The 15380-nt window shown below is 73.5% G+C and carries 13 protein-coding genes; 3 read left to right on the top strand and 10 right to left on the bottom strand.

Annotated features, from left to right (window positions below; translation table 11 throughout):
- The first annotated feature begins 81 nt into the window (after positions 1 to 81).
- On the top strand, positions 82 to 2931 hold the full coding sequence (locus AB0H84_RS41120; RefSeq protein ID WP_357617132.1) for a DEAD/DEAH box helicase: 2850 nt from the start codon (positions 82 to 84) through the stop codon (positions 2929 to 2931).
- Entirely contained in the window at positions 2928 to 4268 is a 1341-nt protein-coding gene (locus AB0H84_RS41115) for an SWIM zinc finger family protein (protein ID WP_357617131.1), read from the top strand. Before AB0H84_RS41120 ends, AB0H84_RS41115 begins: the two co-directional genes overlap by 4 nt.
- Before the next feature lie 42 nt (positions 4269 to 4310).
- Here AB0H84_RS41115 and AB0H84_RS41110 read toward each other — a convergent pair whose 3' ends face one another.
- The 5 genes from AB0H84_RS41110 to AB0H84_RS41090 all read right to left on the bottom strand — a co-directional run bounded on the left by AB0H84_RS41110 (position 4311) and on the right by AB0H84_RS41090 (position 8823).
- Positions 4311 to 4946 (bottom strand): SDR family oxidoreductase, encoded by a 636-nt coding sequence (locus AB0H84_RS41110; protein ID WP_357617129.1) that lies wholly within the window; start codon positions 4944 to 4946, stop codon positions 4311 to 4313.
- A 181-nt stretch (positions 4947 to 5127) separates the two neighbouring features.
- Complete coding sequence (locus tag AB0H84_RS41105) at positions 5128 to 6333, bottom strand: SGNH/GDSL hydrolase family protein (protein WP_357617127.1); 1206 nt, start codon at positions 6331 to 6333, stop codon at positions 5128 to 5130.
- A 13-nt stretch (positions 6334 to 6346) separates the two neighbouring features.
- Entirely contained in the window at positions 6347 to 7651 is a 1305-nt protein-coding gene (locus AB0H84_RS41100; protein ID WP_357617125.1) for an FAD-dependent oxidoreductase, read from the bottom strand.
- Positions 7652 to 7672: 21 nt separating this feature from the next.
- The gene (locus tag AB0H84_RS41095; RefSeq protein ID WP_357617123.1) at positions 7673 to 8377 is read right to left on the bottom strand and encodes an SDR family oxidoreductase; all 705 of its coding nucleotides are present in this window, start codon (positions 8375 to 8377) and stop codon (positions 7673 to 7675) included.
- On the bottom strand, positions 8371 to 8823 hold the full coding sequence (locus AB0H84_RS41090) for a carboxymuconolactone decarboxylase family protein (protein WP_357617121.1): 453 nt from the start codon (positions 8821 to 8823) through the stop codon (positions 8371 to 8373). The genes AB0H84_RS41095 and AB0H84_RS41090 overlap by 7 nt, the downstream gene beginning before the upstream one ends.
- A gap of 144 nt (positions 8824 to 8967) precedes the next feature.
- Here AB0H84_RS41090 and AB0H84_RS41085 point away from each other — a divergent pair, with 144 nt between their 5' ends.
- On the top strand, positions 8968 to 11862 hold the full coding sequence (locus AB0H84_RS41085; protein ID WP_357617119.1) for a BTAD domain-containing putative transcriptional regulator: 2895 nt from the start codon (positions 8968 to 8970) through the stop codon (positions 11860 to 11862).
- On the opposite strand, the gene AB0H84_RS41080 is transcribed toward AB0H84_RS41085, so the two are convergent.
- From AB0H84_RS41080 to AB0H84_RS41060, 5 genes are read right to left on the bottom strand one after another with little or no spacing between them, the layout of a single operon-like run.
- Positions 11847 to 12458 carry an SRPBCC family protein gene (locus tag AB0H84_RS41080; protein ID WP_357617117.1) on the bottom strand — a complete coding sequence of 204 codons (612 nt, stop codon included), beginning with the start codon at positions 12456 to 12458 and terminating at the stop codon, positions 11847 to 11849. The genes AB0H84_RS41085 and AB0H84_RS41080 overlap by 16 nt on opposite strands.
- Positions 12458 to 12802: a metalloregulator ArsR/SmtB family transcription factor gene (locus tag AB0H84_RS41075; RefSeq protein ID WP_357617115.1), complete on the bottom strand. Its 345-nt coding sequence runs from the start codon at positions 12800 to 12802 to the stop codon at positions 12458 to 12460. Before AB0H84_RS41075 ends, AB0H84_RS41080 begins: the two co-directional genes overlap by 1 nt.
- A gap of 50 nt (positions 12803 to 12852) precedes the next feature.
- On the bottom strand, positions 12853 to 13458 hold the full coding sequence (locus AB0H84_RS41070) for an energy-coupling factor transporter transmembrane protein EcfT (RefSeq protein WP_357617113.1): 606 nt from the start codon (positions 13456 to 13458) through the stop codon (positions 12853 to 12855).
- The gene (locus tag AB0H84_RS41065; protein WP_357617111.1) at positions 13455 to 14129 is read right to left on the bottom strand and encodes an ABC transporter ATP-binding protein; all 675 of its coding nucleotides are present in this window, start codon (positions 14127 to 14129) and stop codon (positions 13455 to 13457) included. The genes AB0H84_RS41070 and AB0H84_RS41065 overlap by 4 nt, the downstream gene beginning before the upstream one ends.
- Positions 14126 to 15364: a thiolase family protein gene (locus AB0H84_RS41060; RefSeq protein ID WP_357617109.1), complete on the bottom strand. Its 1239-nt coding sequence runs from the start codon at positions 15362 to 15364 to the stop codon at positions 14126 to 14128. The genes AB0H84_RS41065 and AB0H84_RS41060 overlap by 4 nt, the downstream gene beginning before the upstream one ends.
- Positions 15365 to 15380: the final 16 nt, after the last annotated feature.

The raw sequence follows: 15380 nt of genomic DNA, 5'->3' as shown, positions 1-15380 counted from the left end.
TCGGATATGCCGGGAATGAGGCACGCTTCCGATCGCGAGGTGCGGGAAACCACACCCCGCCGTACCGTACACTGTACGGCCGTGACCTCTTTGACGGATCTGGTACGGCACTCGGCAGTCTTCCAACCCGGCGACCCGCCCAGGTCCGGAAACATGGTCTTCCTGGACCCGGATGGGCCGTCCTCGGTGACGGTGGCCGCGCCCGACGGGGACACCCGGCAGGTCGCGGCCACGCTCGTCCCGGTGGGTGAGGCGGTGGCGGCGCTGGCCAGGGCGCGCATGGACCCGCAGGCCGACGCGGCGGCCCGCTTCTGGGGCGCGGTCGCGCTGGTGGCGCTCCAGCTCGTCACCCGGGGCCGCATCCTGCCGGGCGTGACGGCGGGCGACCACGACTCCTGGCGCGCGGGGCCGCTGGACGCCGCCGACATCCAGCGCATCCGCGAGCTGGCCGCCGCCATGCCCGCCTCGGCGCGCGCCCTCCCCCTCCACCCCGACGGGACCTCACCCGGCCTTAAGACCGCAGCCGATCGCGGGTCACGGGCGGCGGGCGGGACGGAGCGCCGAGCCGGGGACCCGGCGCAGGCACAGGCCGCCCACGTGGCTGAGGCGGGTGGCCGCGCCGGTGACGAGCAGCCGGACGAGGTGCGGTTGCCCGAGGCCGAGCCGCTGGTACGGGCGTTCCTCGACGCGGTCGCCGACGCCATGCCCCGCTCCCCCGGCGCCGTACGGGCCACCGGCCTGACCGCCTACGCCGCCGCCAGACCCGTCAAAGTCCCGCACCTGCGCCCCTGGGCCGAGGAGGTGGCGGCGGGGCTCGACTCCGGCGTACGGCTGTCGCTGCGCCTGGAGGCCGACGACCTGGCCGCCGCCGAGTTCCGCGCCGTCGTCCAGCTGCACAGCCTGGCCGACCCCTCGCTGGTCGTCGACGCCGCCGACCTGTGGCGCGGCCACGACCGGGGCTTCGGCCCCCGCGCCAGGATCGAGAGCACCCTGGCCGTACGCCGCGCCGCCCGTACCTGGCCCCGCCTTGAGCGGCTGCTCGACAGCGCCGTCCCCGACGAGCTCACCCTCACCGACGGCGACGTCGAGGAGCTCCTGGCCGGAGCCGCCGAGCGCCTGGCCGCCGCCGGGGTCGAGGTGCACTGGCCCAAGGCCCTCGTACGCGGCCTCAGCGCCCGCGCCGTCGTCGGCGAGCGCGACAGCAGGCCGTCGGACCTGCCGTCGTTCCTCGGCGGGCACCACCTGACGAGCTTCGACTGGCAGCTCGCCCTCGGCGACCGGCGCCTGACCGCCGAGGAGATGGACCGGCTGGCCGAGGCGCACCGCCCCGTCGTACGGCTGCGCGACCAGTGGGTCCTCATCGACCCCGACCTGGCCCGCAAGGCCCGCCAACGCGACCTCAAGCCCTTGACCGGCATCGAGGCGCTCAGCGCCGCCCTGACCGGCACCGTCGAGGTCGAGGGCGAGCAGGTCGCCGTCGAGCCCACCGCCTGGCTGCGCGAGCTGCGCGAGCGCCTGTCCGAGCCCGCCGACGTCGATCCGCCCGCGGGGCTGGCCGCCACGTTGCGCGACTACCAGCTGGCCGGGCTGCGCTGGCTGGCCCGGCTCACCTCGCTCGGCCTGGGCGGCTGCCTGGCCGACGACATGGGCCTGGGCAAGACGATCACGCTGATCGCGCTGCATCTGCACCGCTCAGGCACCGGCCCCACGCTCGTGGTGTGCCCGGCCTCGCTGCTGGGCAACTGGGAGCGGGAGATCGCCAGGTTCGCGCCCGGCGTGCCCGTGCGCCGCTTCCACGGGTCGAGCCGCACGCTGGCCGAGGACGGGTTCGTGCTGACCACGTACGGCACCATGCGCATGGACGCCGCCCGCCTGGCCGCGCACCCATGGGGTCTGCTGGTCGCCGACGAGGCCCAGCACGTCAAGAACCCCGCCTCCGGCACCGCCAAGGCGCTGCGCGAGATCCCCGCCGCCGCCCGCGTCGCGCTGACCGGCACCCCCGTGGAGAACAACCTGTCAGAGCTGTGGGCCATCCTCGACTGGACCACGCCGGGGCTGCTGGGCCCACTGGGCAGGTTCAGGGCGCGGTGGGCCAAGCCCGTCGAGTCCGGTGACGGTGAGGCGGCCGAGCGCCTGTCGCGGCTGGTCGGGCCGTTCCTGCTGCGCCGCCGCAAGAGCGACCCAGGCATCGCGCCCGAACTGCCGCCCAAGACCGAGACCGACCGTCCCGTCGCGCTCACCACCGAGCAGGCAGGTCTGTACGAGGCCGTCGTACGCGAGATCATGACTCAGATCGCCGACGCCCGCGGCATGGCCAGGCGCGGCCTCATCGTCAAGCTCCTGACCGGGCTCAAGCAGATCTGCAACCACCCCGCCCAGTACCTGCACGAGAGCGAGCCGCGCCTGCCCGGCCGCTCGGGCAAGCTGGAGCTGCTGGACGAGCTCGTCGACACCATCGTCGCCGAGGACGGCGCGGTGCTGGTCTTCACCCAGTACGTCACCATGGCCCGCCTCCTGGAACGGCACCTGACCTCCAGGGGCGTGAGCACGCAGCTCCTGCACGGCGGCACCCCGGTCGCCCGCCGCGAGGAGATGGTCGCCCGCTTCCAGGACGGCCGGGCCCCGGTGTTCCTGCTGTCGCTGAAGGCCGCCGGCACCGGCCTGAACCTCACCCGCGCCGACCACGTCATCCACTACGACCGCTGGTGGAACCCGGCCGTCGAGGACCAGGCCACCGACCGCGCCTACCGGATCGGCCAGACCCGGCCCGTCCAGGTGCACCGCCTGATCACCGAGGGCACGATCGAGGACCGCATCGCCGAGATGCTCGCCGCCAAGCGCGCGCTCGCCGAGGCCGTGCTCGCCTCCGGCGAAGCCGCCCTCACCGAGCTGACCGACGCCGAACTTGCCGCTCTCGTGGAGCTGAGATGACCGACGCACGTGGATTCGCCGCCTTCCCCCCGCAGCGCGCCGGGGCCCGTTTCGCCACCTCCTGGTGGGGGCGCGCCTGGATCCAGGCCATGGAGGACACCTCGCTGGACCACGGCCTGCTGCGCAAGGGCCGCGGCTACGCCAAGACCGGCCAGCTCGGCCCCATCACCGTCAGCCCCGGGCGCATAGCCGCCGTCTCCGAGAGCGAGTACGACACCGTCGTACGTGTCGAGCAGCTCACCGACGCCGCCTGGGAACGCTTCCTCGACCAGGTCGCCGCCAAGAGCGGCCACATCGCCGCGCTGCTCGACCGCGACATGCCCCACGACCTGGTCGAAGCCGCCGAGGACGCCGCCGTGCCGCTGCTGCCCGCCGTCGGAGACCTCGAACCCGAGTGCTCCTGCCCCGACTGGGGCCACCCCTGCAAGCACGCCGCCGCCCTGTGCTACCAGGCGTCGTGGCTGCTGGACGCGGACCCGTTCGTGCTGCTGCTGATGCGCGGGCGCGGCGAGCGCGAGCTGATCGAAGCGCTCCAGCGGCGCGGCGCTCCCGGCGACAGGGCTCACGGCGACGGCGCTCCCGGCGACGGGGCACCGGCCGGGGAGACCGCGCGGGCGGCCGGCGGTGTGGCGGCGGCGGAGGCGTTCGCGGCCGGCGTGCCACCGCTGCCCGACCCCCCGCCGCTCGATGTCGCCTTCGCCCCGCCCGCCCTGGACGCGCCCGCAGGCCGGGCGCCCGGCGGATACGGGGCCGCGGAGCGGACGTCCGGCGTGGGCGTGGTCGCGGAGCGGGTGCCTGCCGTGGGCGTGGCGGCGGAGCGGACGCCTGGCGTGGGCGTGGCGGCGGAGCGAGCGCCCGGCGAATACGTGGTCGCGGAGCGGACGCCCGGCGTCGATGTGGCCGCCTTGCGCGTGCTCGCTGCCTCGGCCGCCTCCCGGGCGCGCGAGGTGCTGCTGCACGGGCGCCTGCCGGAGCTCACCGAGCACCAGGACCGGGTACGCCTGGCCGCCGACCACGGACTCGATCTCCGGCTCGACCTCGGGCTCGAGGCGGCGGTACAGGCCTGGAGGTACGGCGGCGCGCAGGGTGTGGACGTGCTCGAGAGCGCCTGGACGCCGCCCCGCCAGGACCTCGCCAGAGCGCAGGCCCTGCTGGAGGCCGGATGGGAGGGCGAGCGCCCGCCGCAGGTGGAGGCGTGGCGCAACCGCTGGACCCTCGGCGCCATGCAACTGCGTTACGGCCGCGACGGCCGCTGGTACCCCTTCACGATGCGCGACGGCGCATGGTGGCCCGCAGGCCCGCCCGAGCGCGACCCTTCGGCGCTCGTCAGCGGCTAGACCTCAGGCACAAACGTGCGTGCCACCGCCGCCTGAGATCGGCTATGAGGCCACCGAGACGACGTGGCGGATGGAGCCCTGGTCGGTGATCAGGGTGAGCATGCAGCGGGCCACGTCGGCGCGCGTGGTGCTCAGGCCGCCCCTGATGTTGCGGTCGAGGGCCGTGCGGTAGCGGGCGCTGCGCCCGCCGTCGGTCAGGCGCGAGGGCCGGACGATCGTCCAGTCCAGGTCACTGGCGCGCAGCAGCCGCTCGGCCTCGGCCAGATCGGCGTAGGGGTGGCGCAACACGCGCTGCAGGAGCGGCTTGAGCACGTACTGCGTGAACGGGCCGTCATCGGCGCCGGCGACCAGCCCGGAGGCGCTGACCATCAGCAGGCGCCGGGACTGCGTCCGCGTCATGGCCTTGATCACGGCGGCGATGCTGCCGGACTGCACGGTGGTGGGGCCCCGCCCGCGTGCGCCCATCGCCGACAGCACCGCGTCGCGGCCCTTGACCGCGGAGGTGATGGCGTCGGCGTCCGTCACGTCGGCCTGCGCGACGTCCAGCCGCCCACGCAGGTCGGCGGGCAGCCTGGACGCGTCGCGTACGACGGCGGTGACCTCGTGGCCGAGGTCGAGTGCCTGGCGCAGGAGCTGCTGTCCCGTGCCACCGGTCGCTCCGAGGACCGCGAGCCTCATCGATGTCGCCTCCAGAGTTGGTGAGTATTCACTCACCCTACCTCGCGAACACCACGGAAGCTCAAAGATCTTCCTGCGCCTGCCCTTGCGTGCGGCGGCGGCCGCGAGGCGGCCTCGTACGCTCAGACTGAGCCGGGCACCCCAGTACGGTGAGTCTCGGGGTGCTCGGCGCTGCGCTGCGTCACAGGGTGCGCAGGTCGACCGCGTCGGCCATCGCCCGGTAGCCGGCCGGGTTGGGGTGCAGGTGGTCGCCGCTGTCGAAGGCGGGCCGGATCCGGTCGGGAGCGGCGGGATCGGCGACGGCACGCTCGAAGTCCGCGACCGCGTCGAATTCGCCGCCGGTCCGGATCCACGCGTTGACCGTGTCACGGACGCCCTCGGCCTCGCCGGTGAGCTCGGCCGGCAGGATGGTGCCGCCGACGATCCGGACGCCTCGCGCGTGGGCGGCGCGGATGAGCTGCCGGAAGCCGGCGATCAGATCGTCGGCGCCGACCTTGACCGCGGGCGTGGTGCAGGGCGTGGGCTCCCGCATGCCCAGCAGGATGTCGTTGATGCCCTCCAGCACGATCACGGTCTTGACGTGGGGCTGGTCGAGCACGTCCCAGCGGAAGCGGGCCACTCCCCGCTCGCCCAGGCATGCCGAGTCGTTGAGCAGCCGGTTGCCGGCGATACCGAGGTTGAGCACCGGCCGCCGCCCGCCGAGCCTGCGGGCCAGCGCGTCCGGGTACCGGTCGTCGGCGTCCTGGGTCGCGGCGTACCCGTCGGTGATGGAGTCGCCGAACGTCGCCACCGCGGCCCCGCCGCCCTGCACGTCCACTCCGGACAGGTAGAACCATGAGCTGTTGGTCTCGGCGAAGGCGCCCGCGCCGGTGTCGCCGGTGTGGTTGCCGGAGGCGCGGTAGGAGGTGGCCTGGGCGAGGTTGTGGTACGTGGACGGGCCGGTGTCGCCCTGGAAGTAGAGCGTCACCGCCAGCCGCTCGCCCGCCTTGACCGCAAGCCGGACGGGGTCACTGGCCGCCTGTCCACCGGCCGGGATGGCCACCGAGGCCGAGCGTGCGAACATCAGCGGCCGCAGCGTGCCCGTCCGGACGGCGGCCCCCGCGCCGGCCCGGCCCACGCTGGCGCCGGTCAGCCGGAGCGGGGTGCCGCCGTAGGCGTTCGACAGCCGGATCCGGACCGTCGGGCCTCCGGCGGTGACCTTGACCACCTGCCGTACGGACTGGTCGGCGAAGCCCTTCTCCGCCCAGGTGGGATACCAGACGTCAGGCGACGGCTGCTGGACGGCGCTCGCCCACGCCGCCGTCCACCTGCCGGTCTCGGCGCCGGCCGGCGCGGGTGATGCCGTCATGGCGGCGGTCAGCGCGGCGGCAGTCGCGATTTTCCACATGATGATGCTCTTTTCAGTCCAGGACAGGGAAGTTGGCGCGGAACGTGCCGTAGGGGTCGTGGTGGCGCTTGACGTCGCGCAGCCGGGCCAGGGTGTCTGCGGGGAAGGCCTGGGCGGCGTTCTCCCCCGGCGCGAGGAAGGTGTACGGCTTGCGCCCGCTGACCGCCTGCCCCAGCGCCGCGATCAGGGCGGCCTGCTTGCCCTGCACCGCGTCGACCAGGTGGGGCAGCCGCAGGCCGAGCAGGTAAAGCATGTATGGCTCGGCCAGCGCCCCGCCCGCGCCGCCGGCGGGATCGGCCTCGGCCAGCGCCCCGCCCAGATGCCGGACCTGCAGGTTCAGCAGGGGCGCGAGGTCGGCGCCGCTGAGCGTCTCCAGCGTCGCCGCGTCCAGGCCGGTCAGCAACTCGGTGCGGGCCAGCATGGGGCTGGGCTCGACCGGCTCGGCCGCGATCGTGCCCAGGTCGGCGATGTCCATCAGGCCGCGGCTGTCGGAGAGGCTGCCGCCGATCTCGTCGAAGGCGGCCAGGAGCGCCTTGGCCTCGGCATCGTCGCCGAGGTAGGTCACGTCCACGGAGACCATCGGCGGGGCAGGCGGCGGCGGCGCCATCCGGTTGATCCACACTGACAGCTCGCGCGGAGCGTCCGCGGTGATCCGCCGGAAGGCGTCGAACACCGCGCCCGCGCGGGCCGCCGGCCAGACGATCCGCCCGCCGTACACGCTGGGCGCCGGGTACAGCGCCAGCTCGATCGAGGTGATCAGCGCGTAGTCGCCGCCACCACCGCGCAGCGCCCAGAACAGCTCACCGTCGGATTCGCCGGTGACCCGCACCTGCCTGCCGTCGGCGTCGACGATCTCGAAGGCACGTACCGAGTCGGCGGCCCAGCCATGGCTGCGGCCGAACCACGAGACCCCACCACCGGCGACGAAGCCGGCCACTGTCACCGCCGGGCTGCTGCCGGCCGGCCCGGTGAGTCCGTATTTGCCGGTCTCGGCCAGCAGCCGGCCCCACCGCACCCCGGCGCCGACCCGGGCGATGCGCGCCTCCGCGTCGACCTCCACCCGGTCCAGGCGGCCGGTCCGCAGCAAAATCACACCCTGCACATCGCCCGAGGCGCCGTGGCCCGACGGCTGGGTGGCGACCGGCAGCCCGGCTTCGCGGGCGTACCGCACCAGCGCCGACACGTCGGCGGCGTCCTCGGCCTCCACCACGGCGGCCACCGGCTGGTGGACGCCCACCGCCCACGGGCGGGCCGCCTCGTCGAACCCGTCCTCGCCGGGGAGCAGCACGCGCCCCCGGACGGCATTACGCAGATCCATAGCTCTTGTCTCCTTCGGGAATCACCAGGGAAGAGGGCCTTCGTGCTGGACGAAGGTGGCGGTGGGGCCGTCGGCGTCCAGCAGGGCCATGGCCACGATCGGCGCGGCGCCCTCTTCGGGGGTCTTGATGCCTTCGTTGTGGTTGATGTCGGTCCTGACCCAGCCCGGGTCGACCGTGTTGACCTTGATCGGGGTGTCCCAGAGCTCCTTGGCGTAGGACACGGTGATCATGTTCAGGGCGGCCTTGGAGGAGCAGTAGGCCAGGTTGAGCATCGGCCACAGCGGATGGTCCTGGTCGAGGGAGCCTCCGATCGAGCCGCGCTCGCTGGAGACGTTCACGATGCGTCCCGCGGGCGAGCGGCGCAGCAGCGGCAGCATCGCGTTGGTGACCTCGATGACGCCGAACACGTTCGTCTCGTAGACCTTGCGGGCCTCCGCGGTCGTGCTCTGGCTCGGCGGTCCGTCCGGGATCATGATCCCGGCATTGTTGATCAGGATGTCGAGCTTGCCGTACTCCTGCTCGATCCACTTCGCCGCGGCACCGATGCTCTCGGCGTCGGTGACATCGAGCCGCACGTACGGCAGGCCGAGCCGCTCGGCCGCGGCCCGTCCCCGCTCCTCGTCACGGGCGCCGATGATCGCGGTGATGCCCTGGTCGGCGAGCTGACGGGCGATCTCGAAACCGATGCCCTTGTTCGCGCCCGTGACGAGCGCGACCGCTACCATGCCGCGCCCGCGATCTGCCGGGTGCTGGCGTTGAGGCGGTTCCACAGGTTGACGGTGGAGATCGTCATGATCAGCGCGGCGAGCTCGGCCTCGGAGTAGTGGTCGGCGACCTCGTCCCACAGCTCGTCGCTGACCTGGCCTCCGTCGGCGAGCCGGGTGACCTCCTCGGCCAGCGCCAGCGCGGCGCGCTCGGCCTCGGTGAAGTACGGCGCCTCCCGCCACGCCGCCACGGCGAACAGCCGTTCGTCACTCTCGCCCGCCTTGCGCAGGTCCTTGGCGTGCATGTCGACACAGACGCTGCACCCGTTGATCTGGCTGGCCCGTAGCAGCACCAGATCCGTGGTGATCTTGGGCAGTCCGGCCTGATCGGTGGCCTTGGTGAGGTCCATGAGCGCCTTCATGGCGCCGGGCAGGACGAGGGCGGGGTTCTTCATGCGTGCCTGCATGGTGACTCTCTCCTCATGAGCGGTGATCGCTTGATGTGACCAGCATGGGGAGGGCCGTTAATACGTTTGCGATGCGCTTTCGATGCAGGGTCGATGAGTCGCTTGTGGCATCTGATGCGATTGAGGCAAATGTAGGATTCGTGGGTGGATGTGCGGTTTGCGATCCTGGGCCCGGTCGAGGTGTCCGCCGGCGGGCTATCGCTTCCTGTTCTGGCGCCGCGACACCGCGCCTTCCTGGCCTACTTCCTGTTGAACGCCGGGGTCGTGCTGACCATCGACCGGCTGATCGACGCGATGTGGGGGCCGACGCCGCCGGACACCGCCCGCGCGCAGGTACATGCCGCGTTGACGGCGATGCGGCGCACGCTGCGCACGGCGGACGCGGCCCACCTGGTCCAGACCCGGCCGGCCGGATATGTCATCGCTCCGGCCGCCGGGCAGCTCGATCTGCAGGAGTTCGCGACGCTCGTGGCCGAGGCGGAGTCCGAGCCGGCCACTGCCGTACCGACGCTGCGCCGAGCGCTCGCCCTATGGCGCGGACCGGCCTTGGCCGGCGTCCAGGCCCATTTCGCGGAGAGCGCCAGGGCGCGGCTGGAGGATCGGCGCCTGGGCGCGGTCGAACGGCTTGCGGAGCTCGAACTCGCCGCCGGAAGGCACACCGAGCTCCTTGACCAGTTGGCCGCCGAGCTGGCCGCACATCCCTTGCGGGAGAAGCTGGCCGGGCAGTTGATGCTGGCCCTGCATCACGCCGGGCGCCAGGCGGACGCGCTGGCCGCCGGCCGTGACTACCGCCGCAGACTGGCCGACGAGCAGGGGCTGGACCCCGGCCACGGTTTCCTGGCAGTGGAGGAGACCGTCCTGCGCGGCGAACCGCCTGCGCCCACCTGGATCCGGCCCGAGGAGGCCGGGCCGCCCGCGGCCGCCCGGATCCATCCCGAGGAGGCCGGGCCGCCCACGGTGGCCGGGCCGCCCGCCGCTACCGGCCTGGCTGCGGCGGCGGGCGGTCTCGCGGCCAGACCAGTGGCGGCCTTTCTGCCCTACGACGTGGCCGACTTCGCCGGCCGCGCCGTCCAGGTGGAGGAGCTGTGCCGGCCCGCCTCCCAGCCGGTGACGATCTCCGTGATCGACGGCATGGCCGGCATCGGCAAGACGGCACTGGCCGTCCATGCCGCGCACCGCCTCGCCGAACGCTATCCCGACGGCCAGCTCTTCATCGACCTGCACGCCCACACGGCGGGCCAGCGGTCGCTCGAGGCCGCGGAGGCGCTGGAGGTGCTGCTACGGCAGCTCGGCGTGCCGACCGAGCGCATCCCCGTGTCCATGACCGAACGGGCCGCGCTGTGGCGAGCCGAGCTGGCCGGCCGCCGGGTACTGCTGGTGCTGGACAACGCCGCCGACGCCGCCCAGATCCGGCCCCTGCTGCCGGGCGTCTCGAACAGCCTGGTGCTCATCACCAGCCGCCAACGACTCACCGACCTGGACGGCGCGCGCTCCGTGTCCATGGACGTGCTGCCGCTACCCGACGCCGTCGCGCTTTTCACCGGCATCGTGGGCGAGCGCGCGTCGGCCGAGCCCGAGGCGGTCGCCGAGGTCCTGCTGCTGTGCGGGTTCCTGCCGCTGGCCGTACGCATCGCCGCCACCCGCCTGCGGCACCGCCCGCGCTGGAGCGTGGCCCACCTGGCCGAACGCCTGCGTGACGAGCGCCGCAGGCTCACCGAGCTGGCCACCTCGGAACGCGGCGTGGCGGCGGCGTTCACCCTGTCGTATCGTCAGCTCCCCGCCGACCAGCAGCGGTTGTTCCGCCTGCTCGGGCTGCACCCCGGCCGCGACATCGAACCCCACGCTGCCGCCGCGCTCGCCGATCTCCCCGTGGAGCGCGCCGAGGATCTGCTGGAGGACCTGCTGGACGCGCACATGCTCCAGCAGCGGACCTTCGGCCGTTACGTCTTCCACGACCTGCTCCGCCGGTACGCCGCGCAGCTCGCGGCCGAACAGGAGCCGCCGGACCTCACGCATGCGGCGATGACCCGGCTGCTCGGCCATCAGCTGATCACGGCATCGGACGCCATGGACCTGCTCTACCCCGACAGCGCCCACCGGCGGCCGCGCATCGAGCGGTCCGCGTGCCCGCCGGCGCCCCTCCATGACGCGCGGCAGGCGCTGGCCTGGCTGGACGCCGAACGAGCCAATCTCGTCCTGGCCGCCGACAGTGGCTCGGCGCACACCGGCCTGCTGGCCACCACGCTGTACCGCTATCTCTACGACCACGCCCACCACGACGACGCTCTCACTCTGTACGGCAAGGCGCTGCACGCCGCCCGATGCCGCGCGGATCCGGCCGGCGAAGGGCGGGCGCTGACCGACCTCGGCTGGGTGCACCAGGTGCAGGGCAGCCATGACGTCGCCCGCGAGCACTTCGAGCGGGCTCTGGCCGCTTGCCGTACGGCTGAGGACCTACGAGGTCAGGCTCGGGCGCTGGTCGGCCTGGGCCGGGTGGGCACGGACGAAGGCGACCACGAGCGGGCCAAGGAGGCGAACCTGCGTGCCTTGGAGCTCTTCCGCGACATCGGCGACCGGTTCGGCGAGGCCGTGACGCTGGACTACCTCGGCATCGTCCACGAGCGGCTCGGCCAGTACGCGCAGGCGGCCGACCTGCACCGCCAGGCACTGGAGCTGTCCAGGGAGATCGGCAGCCGAGGCGGTGAGGCCGACGCCCTGGACAATCTCGGCGTGGCCTGCACGCGGCTGGGCCGGTACTCCGAGGCCCGCGACCACCACGAGCAGGCGCTGGAGCTGTATCGGCGCTTCGGCTACCGGCGAGGCGAGGCCAAGGCACTCAACAGCCTGGCCGAGATCGCGGCGACCACGGGCGACCCCGGCCAGGCCGTACGCCTGCACACCGCCGCACTCGACCTGGCCGTGCAGCTGAGCAACCGGAGCGAGGAGAGGCGGGCCCGCGAAGCCGTCGCCCGGCTCCTCGCCACGCCGGAGACCTGTGCGCCGGAGACCTGCGCGCCGGCGTCCTACTCGGGGGCGTAGAACGCGGTGGTGGCGGCGACGGCGGCGGCCACCTGGTCGGGCGTGCCGCCCGCGGCCTGGTGGGCCTCGCCCCAGGCGCGGCTGCTCTCGGTGATGAAGCGCCGCCCCTCGCTGGTCTCGTGGAAGGTGTTCTCGTCGATCCCGCCCCGGCCGCCGATGGTCAGGTAGAGGCCGAGCCCCAGCAGCGCCAGGTCCCAGCCCACGCCGGTCGCGCCGGGGCCGTACTGATCCCACATCTCCGGCGGCATCTCGGCGCTGTGGCGCAGCTCGAACAGGGTGCCGCCGTCCTGAGCGGACAGGTGCACCTCCACCTCGGAGAAGCCGGGGTTCGGGCCGAACAGCCAGCTGACCTTGAGCAGGCTGGGCGGCTCGCAGCGCAGGATCTCGCCGCCCGCGTTGCCCTGGAGCTGGTACGTGCCCCCGAGCCGCAGGTCGCCGGTCACGGGCAGGAACCAGCGGTTCAGCCGTTCGGCCTGGGTGCAGGCGTCCCACACGTCCTTGATCTCGGCGTCGAAGTGCCGTCGCAGCACCACCGTCTTGATATCGCCGTCCTTCAGCTCGCGCTGAGCCTTCAGCAGCTCGTCGACAAAGTCCATCACGTGTCCTTTTCGTTCATGCGGCGCTCGCGCTTGCCGCGGGCCAGCTCCGTCGCCAGCGCATCCAGCCGTTGGCTCCAGAAGCCGCGAAATCGCTCCAACCAGAGATCGACCTCCTGCAGTGGCCCCGGCTCGACGGCATAGAGCCGCCGGGTGCCATGGGCCCGCACGGTGGCGAAGCCGTTGTCGCGCAGCACCCGCAGGTGCTGGGAGACGGCCGGCTGGGAGATGCCGAACTCACGCTGGATGACGGTGGTGAGCTCACCCGAGCTCTGCTCGCCGCCGGCCAGCAGCTCCAGGATCCGTCGTCGGACCGGATCGCCGAGGACGTCGAATGCGTGCACCGCCCGAGTATTTCAGGGCCAGCTTATATAAGTCAAACCTGGCATAGAGGTCAGTCGTCCAGGCCGCGGGCGCTGAGCGCCTCGCCGAGGGCGTCGGCGTGCCGGAGCGAGCTGACCACCAGCGGCACGGCGAAGGCACGCAGGCTGCGCTCGACGCCCCTGGCCCGCTGGGCCTCCCGGACCCGGGTGGCCAGCGCCGCCACCACCGGCACGCTCCGCACGGTCAGCGACAGCAGCAACGACACCCGGAACGGGTCCAGGCCGACGAACCTCGCGGGGGCCAGGCAGCGTTCCAGCGTGGAGAGCATGGCCGACATCCGGGTGGTGAGCGTGACCAGTCCGGCCAGCGCCACGGCCAGCACCACGCGCAGCGTCGCCGACACCGCCCCCTGCAGGTCCACGAACACCCACTGCATCCCGAACAGCGCCACCGCGAACCACCGCACCGGCTTGACCTGCGCCCAGGCCGCCGCCGCACCGACCCGCGACAGCGAGTACAGGCCCGCCACGACGACCGCCGCCCCGGCGAGGGCCGGAGGCGAGCCCAGCAGCACCAGCACCGTGCACCCCAGCGCCAGCCCGGCCAGCTTGGCCCCGGCCGGCAGCCGATGGAGCGGCGAGTCGCCGGGGACGAAGGCCCCGGTCAGGCCGTTCACGCCATGATCTTCCGGTAGTGGGCGACGGCCTCGTCCGGGGTGCCGTCGGCGACGATCCTGCCCTGATCCAGCACCAGGACGCGGTCGAAGTCCGCGAGCAGCGGCAGGTCGTGGCTGACCACCACCACCTGCTGCGGCATCTCCCGCAGCAACTCGGCGACCTGGCGGGAGTGGCGCAGGTCGAGCAGGGTGGTCGGCTCGTCCATGACCAGGATGTCCGGTTCGAGCACCATGACGGCGCACAGGGCGAGCAGCTGCTTCTGGCCGCCCGACAGGTGGTGGGCAGGGTGGTCGGCGTGGTCGCCCAGGCCGTACCTGGCCAGGACGTCGTGCACGCGCCGCTCGACCTCCTCGCGCGCCAGGCCCTTGCGGCGCAGGGAGAAGGCCACGTCCTCGGCCACCGTCGGCATCACGATCTGGGCGTCCGGATCGGTGAACAGGAACCCGACGGCCTTCCTGATCCTGGCGGCCTGGCGGCGGGTGTCGAGGCCGAGCACCGTGACGCTGCCCGCGGTGGGCAGGGCCAGGCCGTTGATCAGGCGGGCGAGCGTGCTCTTGCCCGAGCCGTTGGCGCCGACCACGCCGATGCGGCGCTCGGGCAGCGTGGCGGTGATGCCGCGCAGGACGTCCCGATCGTTGAGCCGTACGCGCACGTCGGCGAAGTCGATCACGCCGGACCACCCGGAAGGCCAGAACCCCGGCCGGGACCGACCACCTCGAACAGGGCGGCCACCCCGAGCCCGCCCCCGACCGCGGCCGCGGCCAGGCCCAGCGTCCCCGGCGGGGCGCCCGCGCGGACCAGGCGGCTGAACAGCCTGGTCACCACGACCGCGCCGCTCGCCCCCCACGGATGGCCGAGGGCCAGCGCGCCTCCGTCGGCGCACACCCGTTCGTCGCCCATGGGATCGAGCCCGAGCGCGTCGGTGACCGCCAGCACCTGCGCCGCGAACGCCTCCACGATCTCCACTGCCGCGACCCGTTCCAACTCCACCCCCGCACGCGCCAGCACCCGCCGCACCGCGGGCACCGGGCCCCAGCCGGGCAGCTCGGGATCGCACCCGACGACGGCCCCGGCCACCAGTCGCATCCCCGGCAGGCCCGCGCGCAGCCGCTCGGGCACGATGGCCACGGCCGCGGCGCCGTCACTGACCGGGGAGGAATTACCGGCCGTAACTGTACCTTCCGCCACGAACGCCGCGGGCAGGCGGGCCAGCGACGCTGCCCGCAGCGGCCTGGGCCGCTGGTCGTCGCAGCGCCCGCCGATCGGGACGATCTCCTCCGCGAACCGGCCCGCCTCCCGGGCGGCCAGCGCCCTCGCGTGGCTGCGGCAGGCGTAGGCGTCCTGGCGCTCCCGGCCGATGCCGCGCGCCGCCGCCAGCGCCTCGGCGGCCGGGCCCATGTCGGGGTCGGGCCGTCCGTCCGGAGTGAAGGCCGCCCTGGGGTACGGCTCCGTCGCGCCTCGATGCGTACGCAGGGGTGCGGTCGAGGCGCTCTCCGCCCCTCCGGCGATCACCAGGTCCATCTCCCCCGCGCGTACCGCCTGAGCGGCGACCAGGATCGCGGCCAGCCCGCTGCCGCACTGCCGGTCCACCGTGAGGCCGGGCACCTCGTCACCCAGGCCCGCCGCCAGCGCCGACACCCTGGCCACGTTGCCGCCCGGGCCCATGCAGTTGCCGAGCACCACGTCGTCGACCCGCCGCCCGGCCAGGTCACGCGCGACGGCCGCGATCACGGGCGCGGCCAGCCGATCGACGGTCAGCTCCTTGAACGCGTGCCCGGCGGTGCCGATGGGGGTGCGCCGTGCCGCCACGATGACGGGCTCGTCGGGCCGGACACGCACGCCCGCGGACTCGTCGGGCCAGGCAGGCACGGCCGCGGGCTCGTCGGGCCGGGCCGGCCGGGTCATGGGTGCGTTCCGCATG

Source organism: Nonomuraea sp. NPDC050786, assembly GCF_040654115.1.
GTDB lineage: Bacteria > Actinomycetota > Actinomycetes > Streptosporangiales > Streptosporangiaceae > Nonomuraea.
This window is presented reverse-complemented; position numbering and strand designations above follow the sequence as displayed.